Here is a 20,250-nt window from a genome sequence, read left to right as displayed (position 1 = left end):
AACCGTAAACCGTCCTACAACTCCAGCAAATACATATCTTCCTGCAAAGCTTTAATTTCTTTGCTTAAACGTGCTTCTTCACTACGCAGACGCGCCAGTTCCTGGTCATTATTTTGAGCAGCGGATAAACTGACTTTCAAAGCCTTAGCCTCGCCGCGTAATTGTGTTGCGCGTTTGCTTAACTTGGCTTTCTGCTGTTGTTTTTTCGTGGTATTGGCTTTGGTTTTTTTAATGCTGGCTTCGAGTTTATTAATACTGGTAGTGAGTGTTGTCACTTTTTTATTCAGTATATCGTGCTCGGTTTTAGTGCGTGTATGCTCCTGACGCAAGTCCTGTTGCTGATCCTGAGTGTTTTTCTGCGCCTGTTTCAAAGCATCCAGATTACGCTCACGCGCTTCTATGCGCTGATCATAAGCCCCGCCCAAGCCGTGAATACCGCCCAACAGGCCACCTTTGGTGGGATCATCCGTTGGCGTTGCGCAAGCGCTTAATAACAAGGCTGGGGTCAATAATAAGAGTTTGGTGTTCATCATTTCTGTCCTCATGTGTTTTGTCAGAATACCCTAAACTTTTTGTTGTACCATAGTAGATAGTATACCTATAATTGTCAGCTTTCTTTATACCATAATCATCCAGGCTCTGTATAAACAGGTTAAAAGCTTTGCCATGCGCATAACAAAGATAGGTGTTTTTTTTATATTGTGTACGCTGTTCAATATCCCGTCCGTTTACGCTGCCGGGATTACGAACGCTTACCTCTCTGGCACGGTGCGCGAATCAAAACGAAGGTTTTGGTTTTATTGTCGGTGAACGTGACAAAAGCTGGCTGGAATATTTTTATCATGAAAAGCAACTGCACCTGTTGTGGGGTACTTTGTTGTTTTTGTGGGGGCTGGCCTGGAAGCTGCGTAAGCTAACGCGCAGGATATAAGTCTCTTGTTGCCGAAGACCTGACAGGTTTGCAAAACCTGTCAGGTCTTTGTGATTAAGAACGTTTCCGCGATACCAGCGACAAGCGGGAGCCTTGGGCGATACATAAGGTTGTGGTATACACCATATAACGCAGTACCGCCCACCAGGAGCCAAAAATACGTGATTTTCCGGTAATACGGGGGCACATGTTAATTTCAGTTTCGCACACCCGCAAGCCATGATGATGCAGTAATAATAAAACCCCTAAATCCTGATAGTCCAGTAAAGTAGCCTGGGTGGAAGCCAGTAGTTTAATGGCATCACGATTATAAGCGCGTAAGCCGGAAGTCAGGTCTTCCTGGGTAATGCCAGCGAGCCAGCGAAACAAGCACCATGCAATTTGCCGTGCCATGCTGCCGCGCGCGGTGCAAGCGCCGATGACCACATCGGTTTCCCCCGCCATGATAGGATATTGTAATGCTGCGAGGGAATCGGCTTCATGTTGCCCATCGGCATCCATAGTAATAGCCAGGTCATAATCATACTTTAAGGCATAACGCAGCCCGGTTTGCATCGCGCCCCACGCGCCCAGCGAAGTCAGCAGCGGCAAAACCTGCGCCCCGGCAGCGCGAGCCAGGGCTGCGGTGTCATCGCTGCTGGCATCGTCAACCAGTACAATATCCACTTCATAACGGCTTTTAACCTGCTCGATCACCTGCGCAACTGTGAGTGCTTCATTTTTAGCAGGAATAATAATTAATGCCCGTAGCGTTGTAGCCCCGATAGCAGGAGATGGCTGTGTACTCACGATGGGCAATAGGCCTCTATTGGTATATCTATTTGTTCATCAGGCACTTCAACTTCAACCGGGTCCACATGCCAGATGTCACGGCAATATTCAGCAATGCTGCGATCAGAAGAGAAGAAACCCATGCGCGCGGTATTCAGTATCGACATTTTAATCCAGTTGTCCCTGTCCTGATACGCCTCCAGCATTTTGGCGTGACAATCGGCATAGGACTGATAATCAGCTAATAATAAATATTCATCATGGTTAAGCAGCGTATCAACGATGGGTTGAAAGAGTTTTGGTTTATCCGGTGAGAACACACCGCAGGCAATCTGGTTAATAACCTCTCGTAATTCCGGGTTGTCATTATAATATTCACGCGGGTGATAACCCCGTGTGCGCAGGGCTTTGACTTCTTTGACATCCAGACCGCAGCAGAACATATTTTCCTTGCCCACGGCATCCCGGATTTCAATATTGGCCCCATCTAAAGTGCCGATGGTTAATGCACCATTAAGTGCAAATTTCATATTGCCGGTACCGGAAGCTTCTTTGCCTGCCAGCGAAATCTGCTCGGAGAGTTCCGCTGCCGGGTAAATCTGCTCGCCCACAGAGACATTAAAATTGGGCAGAAACACGATTTTGAGTCGCCCACGCACGTCCTTATCTTCATCCAGCACGGTGGCAACGGAGTTAATTAGTTTAATAATCAGTTTTGCTATGTAATAACCCGGCGCAGCCTTTGCGCCAAACAGGAATAATTGTGCTTGAATATCAGTATCAGGATTTTTTTTTAATTGCTGATATTGGGCGATAATATGCAATACTTTCAGCAGTTGCCGTTTGTATTCATGCAGGCGCTTGACCTGTACGTCAAATATCGCATCCGGGCGTACTTCCAGATCAAATTGATGATAAATACACTCGGCTAAGTCCTGTTTATTTTCCTGTTTGATTTCCCACCATTTTTCTCTGAATTCAGGATTATCGGCATAGGCTTCAAGTTTTTGTAATTGTGCTAAATCCGTTACCCAGTCTTTGCCAATGGTTGCGGAAATCAAGTGGGATAATTTGGGGTTACTGATTAACATCCAGCGCCGTGGCGTTACACCATTGGTTTTATTGCTGAATTTATCTGGCCAGAATTCATGAAAATCATGCATTAAATCGGATTTAACCAGTTCCGTGTGCAACGCTGCCACGCCATTCACGGCATGACTGCCCACGCAGGCCAGATGCGCCATGCGCACCTGTTTGTCGTCACCTTCCACAATCAGTGACATACGCGCCAGTTTAGCGGGATCATTGGGATAATGTGCGCGCACCTCATTGAGAAAACGCCGGTTAATTTCATAAATGATTTCCATGTGGCGTGGTAACAGACTGCTGAGCAAGCGCACCGGCCAGCGTTCCAGGGCTTCGGGTAATAAGGTGTGATTGGTATAAGAAAAGCTATTGCAAGTGATAGTCCAGGCTTTATCCCAGTTCATTTTATGCTCATCAACCAACAGGCGCATCAACTCCGCAACACCAATGGAAGGATGGGTATCATTGAGTTGTATGGCAACCTTTTCCTGAAAACAGGATAAATCCCCGTTTTTTATCAGGTGTTGACGAATCATATCCTGCAAGGAGCAGGCAACAAAAAAATACTGCTGGGTCAGGCGCAACTCCTGTCCCTGCGGCGTGTTGTCATTGGGATATAAAACCTTGGTGATATTTTCTGAATAGGTTTTATCAGCCACTGCGCGGGTATAATCACCTTCATTAAACAGATGAAAATTAAAATCCTGACTGGCACGGGCTGACCATAAACGCAGGGTTGCTACGGTTTTGGTGTTATAACCGGGCACCAGCATATCAAAAGGCGTGCCCAGTACTGTGCGGTCAGCTTTCCACTTAACCCGTTGCCAGCCCTCGTCATCAATATAAAACTCGGTGTGTCCACCGAGTTTCACCTCAACCATATATTCCGGGCGGTGAATTTCCCAGGGATTGCCCAATTGCAGCCAGTAATCGGGCCGCTCCACCTGCCAGCCGTCTTCAATGACCTGCTCAAAAATCCCAAACTCATAACGAATGCCATAACCGATTGCCGGGATGTCCAGCGTTGCCAGAGAATCCAGAAAACACGCTGCTAACCGTCCCAGGCCGCCATTGCCCAGCCCCGGATCGGGTTCCTGCGCCATTAAATCATAAAGGCTATGGCCTAGCTGCATTTTCTCCAGACCTTCTTCCACCGTATTCCAACAACCGGCATGGAGCAGATTCTGGTTTAACTGCTTACCCAGCAGAAATTCTGCGGACAAATAACACACCATGCGCACATCCTGCTCATGATAGGTTTCTGTTGATTTCATCCAGCGATTCACCAGCCGATCCCGAATCGCGTGAGACAGGGCCATATAATAATCATTGGGTGTGGCTTGCGAGGGTAATTTAACCTGTCGATGTAGTAATTTGTTAAGAAAAACCCGGCAGAATAAATCCACGTTAAAAACGGGGCCTTCCTGTTCAAGTTGGGATTTCATACGCTTTGTGCGGTAAAAATCCCGTGCCGGGCGCAACGGGTTTTCGTCTAAATATTTTCCGTATCGGGTAGCCATAATGTCATCTAAATTGGAGGGACGTATTTTAAAATGCTTCAATCTATTCTAACTGATTATGAGCTTTTGATGTTCATCAAACCATAAGGAGCGAGAATTTTATAACTTCAGAAACTTGGCTGGTCTTTTTCTCCATTTTCTGCGTTATGAAAACAGTTACATAGCTTGCTATGCGCCTGTTTTCACGCCTTGAAAATGAATAAAAATCCTGCGCCCAGTTCCTGCACTTATTTCATCCTCACTCCTAAGGGAAATATGACACCGTAAAATCAGGCAAAAAATATTAGCCCATCTGAATATCACGTCTTGCACCTGCCACACTGATGGTAAACCCAGCCATCACATCCAGTAACTGCATGGAAGCCAGTATCAAAAACGTGCTGCTGCCTGCTTGCTTGACCAGCAAAAATTCCGCCATAAATACAATAAACAATATCATGGAAAAAGATTGTTCAAGCATACTGATCTGGTGGGTGCGGGTGGCTTTGAATATTTCGATATACAGCAGTAGCAGGCCTGCTAAAATCATCAGCAGTTCAGAATTAAACGGCAGTTCAGCACCATTCATCATCGGAATTTCAAACCAGACACGGCTAAAAATATCCGCAGGGCCGGTAAAAACCATCAGATTATAGGCAATAAACAGAATAAGTAATAAAGGGGCTTTTGCAAAAGCAGACATTTTCTATAACTCCATTATAAGGCGTGAGCAGATTTTAAGGATAATTGGTGTAAAATGCCAATAATGCATTTATTTTGAGGCCAATCACATGAAAAAACCATTTTTTAGTTTATTACTGGCACTATTATTTAGTACTCTCAATCTGTCAAGCGCGCAAGCAGGCGATGCTGCACAATTGGAATTTATCGGTTTTTCTAAAGACGGTAAATATATGGCATTTGAGCAATATGGTATCGCAGATGGCATCGGTGCGCCGTATTCAGAAATTCATTTAATTGACGTAGCCAAAAATAAATACCTGGTACGTCCGTTTAAAACCGGCCCCAGTGAAATGCATGTGATTGAAGATCCTGAACAATCTGACACAGCTTTGGAACAGGTGCGAACATTAAGCGCGAAAGCGGCGCAAACGGCACTTAAAAAATATGGTTTGCTGGAAAAGTCCCGGCTGGCTGGAAAACACCTAATCCATCATCCACTCTATGATACCGGCGTTGACCCCTTGAAAGTACAGTTTGCGCTGCAAACACCGCTGGCGGGTCTGGCGTTTGATGAATATGCCTTAACCCTGAAACAAAAAACCTTAAAACAGGATTGTTATGGTTTTGGTAAGGCGAAAATTTTTACCCTGCGAGTCGCTCCGGCTGGTACTGAAGAACAAGCACAGGTATTGCAGGAAGATCGGATATTGCCAAAAAGCCGTGATTGCCCTTTAAGTTATAAAATTGCCGATGTGTATTTATATAAAGAAAAATCACTGGTGGTTTTTATCAATATGTTTTATCCGGGATTTGAAGGCCAGGATATGCGCTATCTTGCTGTGACCGGAACCCTGGGTTCCAATAAAAAAGTCATCAACAAGAAAAACGAAAAAAAGGTAGCAAAATAAACATGGGACATTCCACCTTTTCTCAAAAATATAATGGACGCTTTACCAGCACCTTGCGTTGGTCACAATTAGATGACTTATGGACAAAACTGCGCGCACAGCCGGAAGGCTGGTATGCTTATTTTGTCAGTGAATCTTTGCCGGAAGCGCCGCTGGACAGTCAGGCATTAGATCGTTTTATTGCTGAAGTCGATGCTCTGTTGCGCAAGGATCACCAACATGATTATTGTGGCATTGTCTATGCCGACTCGCTGGAAAAGCCAGCCATGATTAAGATTTATGATCCGAATAATCTGGGCGCTTCCTGCGGCTCCAGCGGCGTTAAGGTGCATCCACGCTGGCTGCTCAGTCAAATACCGCCTGAGGCCATCATTGATGACGCACCAACACCGATGAACCACAAACGCTGGTGGCAAAAAATCTTTCACAGCAGCGAACACGCATGAAAATTATTACGGTTAATGTTAATGGCATTCGTGCCGCTGCCAAAAAAGGTTTTTTTGACTGGTTGCCAAAACAGGATGCTGATGTGGTGTGTATCCAGGAAACCAAAGCCCAGCAATCACAGCTCACCGATCCCATTTTTCGCCCTGGCGCTTATCATTGTTATTATCATGATGCTGAAAAAAAAGGTTATAGCGGCGTGGCCTTATATAGCAAGCGCCAGCCCAAAAACCTGAAATTTGGTATCGGTCTGGATTATGTTGATAAGGAAGGACGTTATCTGGAAGCGGATTTTGGTGATTTGAAAGTGGTTTCCCTGTATATGCAATCCGGCTCTTCCAGCGAAGCACGCCAAGCTCTTAAATTTCGTTTTATGGACGATTTTTTACCACATTTACGGAAAATTGCAAAGGCTAAAGAAAACTGGGTGTTATGTGGTGACTGGAATATTGCACATAAAGCCATAGACTTAAAAAACTGGCGCAGCAATCAGAAAAATTCCGGCTTTTTAGCGGAAGAACGCGCCTGGATGGATACCTTATTTGATGAAGTCGGACTGTGTGACGCTTTTCGCCAGGTCAACCCGGATGCTGAGCAATATACCTGGTGGTCAAACCGGGGACGGGCCTGGGATAATAATGTGGGTTGGCGTATTGATTATCAAATTACCACACCGGGTTTGCAAGCTCGTGTGAAAACAGTGGAAATCTATAAACAACAACGGTTTTCCGATCATGCACCGTTGACGGTTTGTTATGAAATATAAATTTTACCTCTATATTTTTTGCAAAACCAGCGCCATAAATCTCAAAGAGACTTGTGTATAAAGATGCGCACAAGGCGCGTGAGAGCCAGAAAAAATGGCAGCTCTCTGCGCCTCAGCATCTCTGCGGGAAATTCATTTCAATTTAATCAATATTGGGCATTGACTAACTCAGGCTAAATCCAGCTTCTGACAAAACCGCCCATCCTGCCAATGCTCCAACAACTGATAAATACCTTCATGTTTACGCTGATGTAACAGGTTTTTTAATAAATCACACTCGGTATGCAGCTCATCTTTATTCAGTTCATTGCGCACTTGTTGGAACATCAGGTAAATCAAATAGGTTTGTAAGGTCTGCAACATGCAGTCTTGTTGCAGCGCGGTATAATCCTGTTGCAGATAAAATGTCCAGATTTGTTCTGCACTCAGGGGCGGGTGTAGTGGAATGCCCAGGATAGCGGCAAGCTCTTCGCGCAAGGCAGTCGCTTGCGGCTGATAGGCGGATAACACGGGTTTTAAGACGGTGTGGCGCTCACCCAGCATTTGATTTTGATGTTGTGAGGGGTGGTAGTGCTTCCAATAGGTTTCCGAGGCTACCCGGTGGTATAGGCTACGGTATTGCAGCAGAGGAATTTCATGCGTCAGACCATCCCAGGTGACTAACATGGGATTAAAATGCAGGGTCTGATAAAATGCGTTTAACACATCGGCTTCAGGGCGTTCCAGGCTGCTGAACAATTCCAGCTTACAACCTTCACTGCTGCGCACTATCATGGAAATATGCAATATTTTCTGCAAATGCAGACCCATGTATTTTGCTTTTCCACCCGCGTCCTGATCCTGTTTCAGCCACATGACCCTGGCGACATCTTTTTCGTTTAATAAGGCCATGTCTGCCGCATTGCCATAGAGGCTGCGCCCAATATCCGTATCGGGGATGGTTTGTATTGAAAAAGCAACAATGTTCATAAATCCGGCTCCTTTGGATTATTTAATGGGTCTATCCTAAAAAAGTGGGCAAGGTTTTCCCACTTTTTTACCACATCAAATCATCAGGTATTTTGTAATCTGCATACATCTCTTCACTTTCCACATTTTGTTCAGTATTGTGCTGTATCACAATATTCGCATCACGGGTACGGATTTTTTCTGCAATATCAGGTTTGACCAGTGCGTATTGCTCATCAAATTTCACAATATACAATTTGTCCTGGCTTAATTGCGCCAGAATCTTTTGTGACACATATAATTGTTTGACTTTTTTACCATCAACAAAGTGATAGACTAATTCACCATCGGTATCAGTTTGCCGGTTTTGTGTAATCAACTGCCGAATTTGCGCCTGGATGGCTTTGGCCTGGGCTTGTTGCTGTTTTTGTTGGTTTAACAGTCTATCTTGCTCGACTCTTTCTGCCTGTAACTGCGCCGCTTGTTGTTTTGCGGCTGGTGTGGTCTCTGTTTGCTGGGTTTTATTTTTTTTGCGTTGTTCATGTTTGAGTTTTTTAACTTTTTTCTGATCCGTTAAACCCAGTTTCAAAAACTGATCCTGAAATGCATTTCCCATATTTGTTACCTTGTTGTCATCGTTTTTAGCGTGGCCTGAACATCTTTAAGAACATTTTGCCACAGTGGACAAATCATATTCCAGGATTTTATAAATCCAGAGTGACCAGGAGGCTGTCGGACTTAGGGAATCGTAGCGAGGGAAAGCGGGATTGAGTTGGATTTTTTGCTCATTTGAGGCGCATAGTGGTTCTATGCAACGAAAATGAGCGGAAAATCCGGCCAATATCCGCTTTTCCGCAGTAGATTATCCTAAGTCCGACAGGCTCCTAGGGCTTTGTTTCATCTGTTTCTATCTCATATCGCAAGCGCACCCGTAAATGCCTGAAACATTCCGCTGCTAAAGCATCAGGAAATAATACAACACTTTCCCGTCCTCCCTCCCAGCGCAGATTTAATACAATAAGCCAGGGTTGCACATAACTATCTGGCAGAATTGTCGCTAACTGGTCATCACGGGTTCTTATGCCTTCTGCCTGTAGCATCATACAGGCGGGGAGTTGACGATTTTGCCATAGTACATGATGTTGAATGTCCCGTTTGGCTTTGCTCAGCAACCACAGCGTAAGCAGCAGTTTCAGCGCATATTCCACTGTTGCTGTTGACAGTATCATGGTTGACACATCAATCAGCCACAGGGAGAAAAGTGCGCCACTATACATTAATAACAATAAACCCAATAAAACCCAGGAAAAACCAGGGCAGATACGCAAACCCTGTTGCCATGAGGTTTGTGCTGAGGGTGGTTGATTTTGTATATCTGGTTTTTGCATAGCTGGTCTGGTTTTTGCTCTTTATGTATTAAAAGGTTTAAGGCTTATTGTAAGGAGCATCATAATGAAAATTTCAATACTGACAATGGTTTTGTTGGTTTATCTAAGCAGCCCTGTTGGTTTACGCCTCAGTGTTGCCCAGGAACCCGCAATAGACTTGGCGGAAATCGTGGTCGTTGAAGAGGAAGAAGAGGCAGAAATATTAGAAACCTTCCTCAGTGGCGAGGAGAATATTGACCGTTTATTGAGAACAGGTGAGTGCCGTCATTGTGACTTGCGCGGCTTGGATCTCAGAAATATAGATTTAAGTGAGACCGATTTACGTGGCGCAGATTTAAGTCGAACAAATTTACAAAAAGTGGATTTACACGGTGCAAATTTACGTGGCGCGGATCTGATGAATGCGGATCTGAGCGGTGCTGATATGAGATCAACCTCTTTAAGTGGCGCGCAATTACGCGGCAGTTTACTGGTTCAAGCCAATCTGGAGAGTGCGGCATTCGTTCGTGCTGACTTGAGTAATGTGGACTTGACCCATTGTAATCTGCGTTATGCACGTCTCAGTGGCGCGGATATGCGGGGCGTTGATGTGCCGTTTGCTAATTTCCAGGGCGCGGACTTACGTAATGCCAATCTGCAAGGTGTTGATTTTGATTTAGCCGATTTACGTGGCGCGGATTTCAGCGGCGCAGCACTGACCGAGGCCAGTTTTGAAGGTATGAATCTGGGTTGGGTGAATTTACGTGGCGCAGATTTACGCGGCGCATATCTTAATGAGGTGGAACTGCGCGGCGCGGATTTACGTGATGCTAATTTACGTGGTGCGGATTTACGTGGTGCCCGCTTGAGTCAACACAGCCTGGTTGGCGCAGATTTACAACATGCCCGCCTGGAAGGTATTTGTTATCAGTCCATCAAGGGCAATACTGCCAGTTTGAATTGTTTGCCGCGCGTTGAAAAATCTGAAGATGAAGTGGAAGCCGTGGTTTATGCTGAAGAATCATAAACCCGATTTGTGAATAGTGTTAATTATCAAGTACCGGCTGTTCATCAACCGCTTTTTGTAATAAATGATTAATCTCTGCGGCAGGCACCGGGTGATGAAATAAAAAGCCCTGCACAAAATCACAACGGTGCTGGTGTAAAAATGACATTTGCTGAGGGGTTTCAATACCTTCAGCAATGACTTTAAGCTTTAAGTTATGTGCCATATCAATAATCGCCATCACCAGCGCCTTACCACTTTCTGAGGCAAGATCGGCAATAAAAGAGCCATCAATTTTTAACATATCCAGACGAAATTGTCGCAAATACCCCAGTGAGGAATAACCTGTGCCAAAGTCATCAATGGCCAGACTGACCCCGATTTTTTTGAGATCCTGGAGCATCTCAACGGTTTTATCTGCAAAGCGCATGGCCGCCGTTTCCGTAATCTCCAATTCCAGCCAGCGCGCATCCAGTCCTGTGGATGTCAGCGTTTGTTTTAAGGTGTGTAGCAGGTTATCGTGATGAAATTGTTGTGCCGATAAATTAATTGCCATGCGCAACGGCTGATAGCCCTGTCTTTGCCATTGCTTATTTTGCAGGCAGGCCGTGCGCATCACCCAGTCAGAAATAGGCAAAATCAAACCGGCATCTTCAGCAATTGGAATAAATTCAGCCGGTGAAATCGCGCCCAATTCAGGATGCTGCCAGCGCAGCAAGGCTTCAACCCCGATAATTTTTTGGGTAAAAGTGTCCCATTGCGGTTGATAATACAGGGTTAACTGATCACGCTCTAAGGCTCGGCGCAGGCTGTTTTGTAACATCAGGCGGCGGTGGGCGGTATTGTTCAGGGTTTTGGTAAAAAACTGGTATTGATTGCGCCCGTTACGCTTGGCATTATAACCTGCGGACTCGGCATTTTTAAGCAGTTCCAGCATTGTTTTGCCATCCTGGGGGGATAGTGCAATACCAATGCTGGCGGTGATAAAGACTTCATCGCCATTGAGTATAAACGGCTCATGTAAATTATCTAATATACGCCCTGCCAGTTCAGAAGCACTTTGCACGGCTTCTTGTTCCAACATGCAATCGCCCAGCAGCAAGGTAAATTCATCACCACTCAGGCGGGCCAGGGTATCGCTATCAGGGGCGATATGATGTTGAATACGCTGCCCCATTTCTGCCAGCAGGGTATCCCCCGCATCGTGCCCGAATACATCATTAATCGCTTTAAAGTTATCTAAATCGATAAAGAGTACGGTAATACCAATTTTAGCCTGTTTGGTACGCCGATTACGATTAGCGCGTTGCAGGCTTTGTTGCAGGCGCTCGTAGAATAGGGTGCGATTGGGTAAATCGGTGAGCGCGTCGTAATAGCACAAATGATGGATACGATCTTTAGAGCGCCTTTGATCGGTATTGTCACTTAAAATGGCAATATAATGGGTAATTCTGTCCTGCTTATCTTTTACTGCGCTGATACTTAACCAACCGGGAAAAATATCCTCAGTTTTGCGCCGGCTCCAAATTTCTCCACTCCAGTAGCCCACGCATAACAAGCTTTCTGTCATATTTTGAAAAAATTCAAAATCATGACGGCCTGACTTGGTAAAGTGCAAATCCTGACCCATACTTTCTTGCAACGTGTAACCTGTCAGACGGGTATAGGCGTGATTAACGCTTAAAATCGTGGTATTGGCATCGGTAATGATAATCCCGTCATTACTGGCATCAAAGACACTGGCTGCCAGTTGTAAATCTGCTTCAATATGCTTGCGTTTCTTAATTTCCTGTTGCAAAAACTGGTTATTTGTTTCCAGTTCATGTGTACGTTCCTGTACCTTTTGCTCCAGAATATTTTGCGTAAGCAGCAACTCCTGTTCAAAAACATCTGCATGTTGGGTAATGGTCTCCAGAGAGATTTCCAGATCCGATTTTTCCAGCTTGAGGTGTTCTAAGCTTTGCTTGACACACTGAAGTTGATTAAATAAATCCTTTTCAACCAAGTCATGGTGCTCAGAAATAGTATCCAAGGTTGCTTGTAAGTCTGCATTTTTACACGCAAGCTGCTCCAACCGTGTTTGCAGAGCGACAAGTTTGGGCGCTTGTATTTTCTGTGTCACAACGAAAAACCATAACTGGGATAGATGATTACAGGGACGGTTGTGAAGTCATTTATCACGACACAGAACTTTATATCAGTACAAGTTCTAAATTTGGCATCAGGCGTTGCAGGTTTTTGAGTAAACGTACTTGCCAGGGAATTTCTGCATAACCTGTTACGGTCAAATTGACAGTTTTCTGATTACGCGCATTAATCACAAATTTTGTCATGGTATTAATACCTGAACTGTTTAAAAATTCCAGTTCCTGCACATTTAATTGCAGTTTACCTTCGTGGTTCTTCTCAATTGCGCCTAACATCAATTCAAGCAGAGGCGCGTATTCTTCAGAACCGCTAAGCAGTAAAGATCCCTTGCAATAAATAGTGTGATGCTCGTCATCATAATTAATACTGTATTCTTCTGTTTTAATTTCCACCTCGTCTATCCCCTTTATATCGTCAGAGTAACCATTGTAGTTGCTATTGTCAGGCCTGGCTCATTTGGCATTGGTTCAAATTTCCAGCCCAGTTTGGCAGAGTAATCACACACCATGCTTAAAAAACCGAGACCGGAGTGGTGGTGTTCATCATCACTTGCATTGGCTTCCATTTGTTGCATATAAAGTGTTTGTGGATCGTCGCTGTCTAAAAGTTTCTGAATAAATGCCTGGTATTGTTGAAGCACAGATTGCTCTATCACATTGTATACCTGAAAGACCAGTTTATTCTCATAGAGATGAAATGCGATCCGGGTTTGGTGATAGTTGCCTTCGGTACTAAACTTCATGGCATTTTCCAGCAGTTCATTGGCAATATATTTTGCTGCATTTTTACTGCTGGCTGGAATGGCATGACTGTTATCTGTTGTATTTGTTTTATTGCCGACAAAAAAAGTCTGCAAATAATCTGCAATAAAGTCTGCAGAAAGACCATTATTACGCCAGCGTTGTTTGAGTGGTAGGGATTGCGTGGAAAAACCCAACACCAGGTATTCCATCCCTTTGGGCATAACTTCAGTGAAGTCCCCGAAAATTTGCATCACATTTCCCCCTGAAATGACAGCCTTTATAGATTTTCCAATATTAAATTTCTAAAAATTATTTATCTGAAAATCTATGGTTAATATTATTTTTATCTTTATTCTAATAACAGCATATATCACAGCATATTTTATGGCAATTTTCAAAGCCAATGTAATGATTGTCCCAGATAAATGGATAAAGCATGGATTTTATCGTTATAAATACTTTCCAGCTCCTGCCGTAATACGGCTGGTAATGCTTTTCCTGAACCTGCAAAAACCCGGCCTTGTATCACCTCATCTGATACTGCGTCATAATACGGCTCAATCTCCAGATGCCTGCATAGTTGCGCCAGAAATAAGCGCGGCGTTAAGGCAATGCTTTCATAAGGCAGCACTAATAACTGCTCACGCGGATAAACCGCAGTCCAACGCCGGATACTGGTTTCATAATCCCCGCGTTGCAAAGACCCCTGAGAATGAAAATGATCCATAAACCATTGTGCAGAGGCTTCATGATATTCCATCTCTGCCCGTTTCAGCGCCATCAATGCCGAAGACCAGGCGCGCTCAATTGGATTGCGGATGATATAAAATAATCGCGCTTTTGGATAGTGGTTATATAAACTTTGTATGGTTTCCTGGTCTAATATGCCATAAGCCGGGGTGATTTCCCCCAATTTTTTTTGCAGATGCGGACTGTTTGCAGGCAAATTAAAAACAGCACGATAATTCTGTATCGCAGGTTTATTACCCGGATAATCATCACGCCCTTGCAAAACATACTGGTAACGATCCCAGAAATGCTGCTCTTTCCCGGCAGGAAAGTGAATTTGCGGATGCAAACACAGCATTTTATAAACCCAGGTAGTACCGGCTTTTTGCGCACCAATGCCTAAAAAATCCAGCATCTGTCTATTAACCTCGCGCTAATAAATCACGCAAATCACGCAGGCCCGTTGCTGCGCGTGAGATATAAGCCGACATAATCAAAGAATGGTTAGCAAATAAACCAAAATCCGAGCCATTTAGCACCATCGGACTCCACAAGGTGCTTTGCGTGGCTTCCAGTTCCCGAATAATCTGTTTCAGGCTGGCCATGGCTTTTTTATCTTCCAGCACCTCTTTGAAGTCAATTTCAATGGCGTATAACAAATTAATCAAAGCCCAGGACGTGCCTCTGGCTTCATAAAAAATATCATCAATTTCCCACCAGGAGGTTTTTGTTTCAATCTGTCGGCTTTCAGAAGTGGATTGCTGCGCACCTTCAGCCCCCGCCAGATTGGTATTAAAACGCACTTCACCAACGCTGGCATTGAGGCGTTTGGATAAGCTGCCCAAACGCCGGGTTGCAGTGGTCATCCAATGCCGCAGATTATCGGCTCTGGCATAAAATTGTGCGCTGGAATCTTTAGGATTGGCCACCTTATCCAGATAGTCTTCTAAATGTTCAGCACCTTTGCGATATTCACCCTCTGCTGAAGGCATCATCCAGGAATTACTATCCACATTAAAGCGCGGTTCCGCTTTCACCAGATCCGGATGCTCTTCATCCAGCGTCTGGGCGCGGGCAATATCTTCCCGCATCGCCTTGGCAAAATCACGCACCTGCTTTAAAACGCCAAACTCCCAGTTAGGAATATTATCCATAAATACCCAGGGTGGCAGCTTATCATTACTGATATAGCCTCCCGGTTTATCCAGCAAAGTTTCGCTGATACGAATCAAGGTCAGGGTAGAGGCATAACCGGGGACAATTTTCTGTGTTTTGTCTGTGGCACGCGCTTCAACCTCAGCGGAGACATCCAATAAATCTGGTTCAAAACTCCAATACACGGTCAGCAGCCACATCGTCACAAATAGCGCAAACGTACCAAATACCAATAAACGGGTATTGCCTTCCAGGTTCATGTTAAAACGCTCCAGCAAATCAAACAAAGTGCTGGAAAGCTTTTCCAAAAAACTTTCCTGTGCAGGTACAATAGGTTTTTGTTGCTCCTGATTTTCTAATTTTTCGGGTGAATCCATGAGATTAATCCTTTTGTAGTTAATTGTTTTTTTCATTTTCGCATAAAATCAAAGATGGTATTACATTTCATTTGCATTGGGCAACGTATGCCCACCTGGATTACCCAGGGATATACAGAATATGCCAAGCGTTTGCCGCGCCACTGCCAGCTCAAACTGGTGGAAATTCCCCTGCGCAAACGCGGCAAAAATGCCGATATAAAGCGCTTCCAGGCTGAGGAAGGCCGCAAAATGCTGGCAGAAATTCCGCCCGGCGCTTTAGTCATTGCCCTGGATGAACACGGCAAACACTGGGACACCAAACAGTTTTCAAAAAAACTGGGCAACTGGATGGAGGCTGGCAGACCCGTTGCCTTGTTAGTCGGCGGCCCGGAAGGACTCGCGCCTGAGTGTAAACAGCGCGCAGAACTGCACTGGTCACTATCGGCGCTGACATTACCGCACCCGCTGGTACGGGTGGTGGTTGCCGAGCAGGTTTATCGTGGCTGGACGCTGTTGAATAATCATCCTTATCACCGGGATTAATTAACCGAGAAAGGCGAAGGTTTTAACCTTGTACATGGAGAATAAAATTGATGCCAGAAAAACAACAATCCAGCGCGATACCCGTAGCACGAACCCGCAGTGAAGCAGACCCGGATTCCCCCGCGCTGCGGATTAAAGCAGAAAGCACAGCAGCTTATACCGCCTTTGATAAAACCCTGCAAGAAAGTTTTGCCACAGATTTTATCCAGCAAAGTGAGCGCATGAATGACATTGCCAAACAATTAATCAGTTTGCAACTCGCCATTCCCGCCGTATTTGCCGCATTATTAAAACTACTGGCAGGCAAGGAAGCAACACTGGAAGCCAGTTATTACATGGTGTTTTCTTTCCTGTGCTGGCTGTTTGCCCTGGTTTTCAGCCTGCTTGCCTTACGCCCCAAAGCCTACCGGGTTGATAAAACCAGTCTGGACAGCTTGCAGCATTTTTATCAAACCAGCGCGACTGATAAGTATTGGCGGATTACGATAAGTAGCCTTTTAACCCTGCTTGGTTTAGTCTTCATGATCAGTGATTTGGTTTTTTAGGAGAGAAATATGCGTCAGGATCGTAAAGCCGTGCGTTGCCCAAAGTGTCATGAAGCCTTTAGTTACACCTTCAGCATCAGCACAGAACAAGAACAGCAAAATCTTGAAGTGGAAGTGGATTGCAGATGGTGCAAGGCAGAACTGATTGTTGACTTAAAGCCTTATAGAGACTCCGGGACGACAGTATATAGGGGTGGCGGTGGTACAGACGGCAATCCGTCTGGGCGTATCAAGCTACCTGAAGAAATTCCGGCAAAACCTAAAAAGCACGATTAGATTATTTTAATGCTCCTGTGGAGGCGCAGGGGTGCAGAGATAAAACAGCGTTTGTCAGGTGCAAATACAAATCAGCATGAAGCAAAAGCGGTTTTTTTACATTTCAAACGGTCAAAACCTGCAAAAAAGAAGCTTTTGCGTAACACCACTTAAATATTTTGACCATCTCCACAAAAATTGATAAGGACAGATCATGCCAGCTCCCGACCCGTTTATTATTCATCCCGATGCCGAGCGCATTAAACAGGATAAGTTACTGCAACAACACACCAAAGCGTTGAGCGATGTTTACGCCAATAAAACCCAGGTGGTCAGCGATGAATACTTAAAAGCCATCGGCAGCACCTTGTGGGTCATGCTGGATTTAGGCGACAGCCTCAGCGTTGCCGAACAAAAATCCGGCATCAGCCAGCATCTGCCCATTGTGATTGAATCCGATGATGGCGCAGTGCTGAACCTGCCCTGGGAAACCCTGTATCATCCTGAATACGGTTTTTTAGCGCGGGATAAACGTTTCAGCCTGAGTCGGCGTATGCCCAAGGTGAACACCGCCCTGCCCGATGTGAGCTGCGAGCCGTTGCGGGTTTTATTGTTCACTTCCCTGCCCGATAATCTCAGCGAACAGGAACGCCTGGATACCGAAGCGGAACAGGCAAGCGTGCAGGAAACCCTGAACGCCGCAGAACTGGCAGGACGGGTAGTGCTGGAAATGCCGGATGACGGGCGTTTGCAAACCTTCAAAGACACATTGCAAAGCTTCCAGCCGCATCTACTGTATCTCAGCGGACACGGTGTATTTCAGCACGAACACCACAATCAAAAAGCCTGGGGCAGTTTTTTGTTTGAAGATGACCGGGGCAATCAACAACTGGTGGATGAAGCAACATTTGTCCAATGCTTTGCAGGGGTTGCGGTACAAGCGGTGGTGCTGTCTGCCTGCCAGAGTGCGAAACAACATCCCGATTATGTCGATAACGGTTTAAGCCAATGCCTGCACCGCGCCGGTGTGCCGCATGTTATCGGGATGCGCGAATCACTTTATGATCAGGCGGGTATTCAATTTGCCAGGACTTTTCTGGGCGCGGTAAGCGACAAACACAGCATAGACAAGGCATTGCAGCAAGCACGCGCCGCCATTACCCGGCCTTTTGACGGCACTCGCAAAGACTATAACAGCGACCTGCAACGTCAAAGCCTGTCCTTCGGGCAATGGTGTCTGCCCCTGCAACTCAGCCAGGACTTATCCCATCCCCTGCTGGACTGGTCATTCACGCCCCAACCCAAAACCCGCGCCGTATATAATCAAACCCTGGATGATATTTCCCTGCCGCCGCGTTTTATCGGGCGGCGGCGCGAACTGCGCCACTGGCAAAACGCCCTGCGCGGGAATCAACACAATCAATTACTGCTCATCGGCGCGGGCGGCATGGGCAAAACCGCGCTGGCAGGTAAACTGCTGCACGGCCTGGAACAACAGGATTATGCCGTACACGCCTTATCCCTGCGCCCGGAACATGACTGGCAAAACAGCGTAAAAAAAATGGCAAGCCTGCTCACGCTGGAAAATAAAGATAAATATCAGGATGATTTAGCCGCAGCTACAGAAAAAACCTGGCTGGGACTGGGCAAACCCAAAATCGACGAAAACAAACGCGCCGCATCGCTACTGAGCTTGCTACTGCAACAACACCAGGGCAAATTCGCCCTGCTGATTGATAATCTGGAATCCAAACAAGACCCCGGCGGACAACACGACATCAGCGATGCCGCCCTCAAAACCTGGTTAAACACCGCCCTTACCCTGAGCAACAAAGGTTTGAAGCTGATAGTCACCTCCCGCTGGGCGCTGGCTGACTGGGAAAACCAACACTGTCTGCCACTGGGCAAGCCGATTTACACCGATTATGTGGCGTTCGCCCGCCAGCAACAACTGCCCGCTGTCTTCATGGACAACAGTGCGCGTCTGCACCGGGCTTATGTCGTATTAGGCGGCAACTTCCGCGCCCTGGAATTTTTTGCTGCTGCTGTCGGTGACATGGCAGCGGAAGAAGAGCAGGAGTTTTTACAACAACTGCAACAAGCCAGCGCGAAAAGCCAGACCGATATGGCGCTGGACAAGGTTTACCGTTACCGCACTAAACAAGAACAGCAACTATTACACCGGCTGCAAGCCTACCAGCAAGCGGTGGACATGGACGGCATCCGCAGCCTCGCCCTGCCGGACATCAAGCAGGCCGAGCAAAAAGTACAACAATTACTCGCGGTCTCACTGCTTGAACAATACCAACACCCGAGCACCGGCACCGAATACCAACTCTCGCCGCTGCTGCGCGACTGGCTGCAACAGCAGGGTATTCCCGTGCCGGAAATGGACTTGCAACAAAAAGCCGCTTTGTATTTACTGGAGCAATGGGATAAGGACTTAAAAACCGACTGGCAGCATCGCCTCAACACTCATCAGGCGCTGCACGACAGTGGATTGACGACAACAGCCCAGCGTTTTGTGCTGGACTGGATAGTGGGGCCGTTGAACCGGGCAGGGCGTTACCAGGAACTGTTAAGCGACTGGCTGCCGCCCTTGTGGGAAGCAGAAGACAAACGCACATGCGCTGAAGCTTTGGGGCAAACGGGCAAGCAATATCACCATTTAGGCGACTACGACACCGCGCTGAACACTTTGAAAAAGTCGCTGCTGATTCAACAGGAAATCGGGGATAAATCCGGTGAAGGGACAACGCTTAACAATATCTCGCAAATATTCCAAGCCCGCGGCGACTACGACACCGCGCTGGATTATTTGAAAAAGTCGCTGCTGATAAGACAGGAAATCGGGGATAAATCCGGGGTAGGGACAACGCTTAACAATATCTCGCAAATATTCCAAGCCCGCGGCGACTACGACACCGCGCTGGATTATTTGAAAAAGTCGCTGCTGATTCAACAGGAAATCGGGGATAAATCCGGTGAAGGGGCAACGCTTAACAATATCTCGCAAATATTCCAAGCCCGCGGCGACTACGACACCGCGCTGGATTATTTGAAAAAGTCGCTGCTGATTCAACAGGAAATCGGGGATAAATCCGGTGAAGGGACAACGCTTAACAATATGGCGGCAACTGCCCAAGCCCGCGGCGACTACGACACCGCGCTGGATTATTTGAAAAAGTCGCTGCTGATAACACAGGAAATCGGGGATAAATCCGGTGAAGGGAGAACGCTTAACAATATCTCGCAAATATTCCAAGCCCGCGGCGACTACGACACCGCGCTGGATTATTTGAAAAAGTCGCTGCTGATTCAACAGGAAATCGGGGATAAATCCGGTGAAGGGGCAACGCTTAA

21 protein-coding genes are annotated in these 20,250 nt (G+C 46.1%); 9 read left to right on the top strand and 12 right to left on the bottom strand.

Annotated elements, in window-relative coordinates:
* Nucleotides 1-14 precede the first annotated feature (14 nt).
* A complete protein-coding gene (locus tag QUF61_RS08445; protein WP_289681316.1) occupies nucleotides 15-533 on the bottom strand; it encodes a hypothetical protein in 519 nt (172 codons plus the stop codon).
* A gap of 152 nt (nucleotides 534-685) precedes the next feature.
* Between QUF61_RS08445 and QUF61_RS08440 the strand changes: the two genes are divergently transcribed.
* On the top strand, nucleotides 686-931 hold the full coding sequence (locus QUF61_RS08440) for a hypothetical protein (protein ID WP_289681315.1): 246 nt from the start codon (nucleotides 686-688) through the stop codon (nucleotides 929-931).
* 54 nt (nucleotides 932-985) lie between these two features.
* Here QUF61_RS08440 and QUF61_RS08435 read toward each other — a convergent pair whose 3' ends face one another.
* From QUF61_RS08435 to QUF61_RS08425, 3 genes are all read right to left on the bottom strand, one after another.
* Nucleotides 986-1,720 carry a glycosyltransferase family 2 protein gene (locus QUF61_RS08435; RefSeq protein ID WP_286019334.1) on the bottom strand — a complete coding sequence of 245 codons (735 nt, stop codon included), beginning with the start codon at nucleotides 1,718-1,720 and terminating at the stop codon, nucleotides 986-988.
* Nucleotides 1,717-4,308, bottom strand: coding sequence for a glycogen/starch/alpha-glucan phosphorylase (locus QUF61_RS08430; RefSeq protein WP_289681314.1), 2,592 nt, complete (start codon nucleotides 4,306-4,308; stop codon nucleotides 1,717-1,719). Before QUF61_RS08430 ends, QUF61_RS08435 begins: the two co-directional genes overlap by 4 nt.
* 283 nt (nucleotides 4,309-4,591) lie before the next feature.
* Complete coding sequence (locus QUF61_RS08425; protein WP_103920123.1) at nucleotides 4,592-4,990, bottom strand: hypothetical protein; 399 nt, start codon at nucleotides 4,988-4,990, stop codon at nucleotides 4,592-4,594.
* An 88-nt stretch (nucleotides 4,991-5,078) separates the two neighbouring features.
* On the opposite strand from QUF61_RS08425, the gene QUF61_RS08420 reads away from it, so the two are divergent.
* From QUF61_RS08420 to QUF61_RS08410, 3 genes are read left to right on the top strand one after another with little or no spacing between them, the layout of a single operon-like run.
* On the top strand, nucleotides 5,079-5,879 hold the full coding sequence (locus QUF61_RS08420; protein ID WP_289681313.1) for a DUF2259 domain-containing protein: 801 nt from the start codon (nucleotides 5,079-5,081) through the stop codon (nucleotides 5,877-5,879).
* A gap of 2 nt (nucleotides 5,880-5,881) precedes the next feature.
* Nucleotides 5,882-6,325 carry a hypothetical protein gene (locus tag QUF61_RS08415; RefSeq protein ID WP_289681312.1) on the top strand — a complete coding sequence of 148 codons (444 nt, stop codon included), beginning with the start codon at nucleotides 5,882-5,884 and terminating at the stop codon, nucleotides 6,323-6,325.
* The gene (locus QUF61_RS08410; protein WP_289681311.1) at nucleotides 6,322-7,089 is read left to right on the top strand and encodes an exodeoxyribonuclease III; all 768 of its coding nucleotides are present in this window, start codon (nucleotides 6,322-6,324) and stop codon (nucleotides 7,087-7,089) included. The genes QUF61_RS08415 and QUF61_RS08410 overlap by 4 nt, the downstream gene beginning before the upstream one ends.
* Before the next feature lie 168 nt (nucleotides 7,090-7,257).
* Here the strand turns inward: QUF61_RS08410 and QUF61_RS08405 are convergent, their stop codons facing one another.
* The 3 genes from QUF61_RS08405 to QUF61_RS08395 form a co-directional block, all read right to left on the bottom strand.
* Nucleotides 7,258-8,058 carry a 3'-5' exonuclease family protein gene (locus QUF61_RS08405; RefSeq protein ID WP_103920119.1) on the bottom strand — a complete coding sequence of 267 codons (801 nt, stop codon included), beginning with the start codon at nucleotides 8,056-8,058 and terminating at the stop codon, nucleotides 7,258-7,260.
* A gap of 67 nt (nucleotides 8,059-8,125) precedes the next feature.
* The gene (locus QUF61_RS08400) at nucleotides 8,126-8,653 is read right to left on the bottom strand and encodes a DUF2058 domain-containing protein (protein WP_289681310.1); all 528 of its coding nucleotides are present in this window, start codon (nucleotides 8,651-8,653) and stop codon (nucleotides 8,126-8,128) included.
* A gap of 268 nt (nucleotides 8,654-8,921) precedes the next feature.
* Nucleotides 8,922-9,425, bottom strand: a complete 504-nt coding sequence (locus tag QUF61_RS08395; protein ID WP_103920117.1) for a protein YgfX — start codon at nucleotides 9,423-9,425, stop codon at nucleotides 8,922-8,924.
* 64 nt (nucleotides 9,426-9,489) lie between these two features.
* Between QUF61_RS08395 and QUF61_RS08390 the strand changes: the two genes are divergently transcribed.
* Nucleotides 9,490-10,431, top strand: coding sequence for a pentapeptide repeat-containing protein (locus tag QUF61_RS08390; RefSeq protein ID WP_103920116.1), 942 nt, complete (start codon nucleotides 9,490-9,492; stop codon nucleotides 10,429-10,431).
* A gap of 19 nt (nucleotides 10,432-10,450) precedes the next feature.
* Here QUF61_RS08390 and QUF61_RS08385 read toward each other — a convergent pair whose 3' ends face one another.
* From QUF61_RS08385 to QUF61_RS08365, 5 genes are all read right to left on the bottom strand, one after another.
* Complete coding sequence (locus QUF61_RS08385; protein WP_103920115.1) at nucleotides 10,451-12,532, bottom strand: putative bifunctional diguanylate cyclase/phosphodiesterase; 2,082 nt, start codon at nucleotides 12,530-12,532, stop codon at nucleotides 10,451-10,453.
* 70 nt (nucleotides 12,533-12,602) lie between these two features.
* Nucleotides 12,603-12,950, bottom strand: a complete 348-nt coding sequence (locus QUF61_RS08380) for a slr1659 superfamily regulator (RefSeq protein ID WP_103920114.1) — start codon at nucleotides 12,948-12,950, stop codon at nucleotides 12,603-12,605.
* Between the two features lie 14 nt (nucleotides 12,951-12,964).
* Nucleotides 12,965-13,552: a slr1658 family protein gene (locus QUF61_RS08375; RefSeq protein WP_286019331.1), complete on the bottom strand. Its 588-nt coding sequence runs from the start codon at nucleotides 13,550-13,552 to the stop codon at nucleotides 12,965-12,967.
* Between the two features lie 143 nt (nucleotides 13,553-13,695).
* Nucleotides 13,696-14,445, bottom strand: a complete 750-nt coding sequence (locus QUF61_RS08370) for a sulfotransferase family protein (protein ID WP_103920112.1) — start codon at nucleotides 14,443-14,445, stop codon at nucleotides 13,696-13,698.
* Between the two features lie 7 nt (nucleotides 14,446-14,452).
* A complete protein-coding gene (locus QUF61_RS08365; protein ID WP_286019330.1) occupies nucleotides 14,453-15,562 on the bottom strand; it encodes a DUF2333 family protein in 1,110 nt (369 codons plus the stop codon).
* Nucleotides 15,563-15,616: 54 nt separating this feature from the next.
* Between QUF61_RS08365 and rlmH the strand changes: the two genes are divergently transcribed.
* The 4 genes from rlmH to QUF61_RS08345 all read left to right on the top strand — a co-directional run.
* Entirely contained in the window at nucleotides 15,617-16,087 is a 471-nt protein-coding gene (gene rlmH / locus QUF61_RS08360) for a 23S rRNA (pseudouridine(1915)-N(3))-methyltransferase RlmH (protein ID WP_289681309.1), read from the top strand.
* A 50-nt stretch (nucleotides 16,088-16,137) separates the two neighbouring features.
* Nucleotides 16,138-16,632, top strand: coding sequence for a hypothetical protein (locus QUF61_RS08355; RefSeq protein WP_289681308.1), 495 nt, complete (start codon nucleotides 16,138-16,140; stop codon nucleotides 16,630-16,632).
* A gap of 9 nt (nucleotides 16,633-16,641) precedes the next feature.
* Nucleotides 16,642-16,908, top strand: a complete 267-nt coding sequence (locus tag QUF61_RS08350; RefSeq protein WP_289681307.1) for a hypothetical protein — start codon at nucleotides 16,642-16,644, stop codon at nucleotides 16,906-16,908.
* Nucleotides 16,909-17,101: 193 nt separating this feature from the next.
* A partial coding sequence (locus QUF61_RS08345) for a tetratricopeptide repeat protein (protein WP_289681306.1) occupies nucleotides 17,102-20,250 on the top strand: 3,149 nt, incomplete at its 3' end.

The organism is Candidatus Venteria ishoeyi, assembly GCF_030378065.1.
In the GTDB taxonomy this organism is placed as follows: Bacteria; Pseudomonadota; Gammaproteobacteria; order Beggiatoales; family Beggiatoaceae; genus Venteria; species Venteria ishoeyi.
Note: the sequence above shows the minus strand (reverse complement) of the source record. Positions and strands in the feature narration are given on the sequence as shown.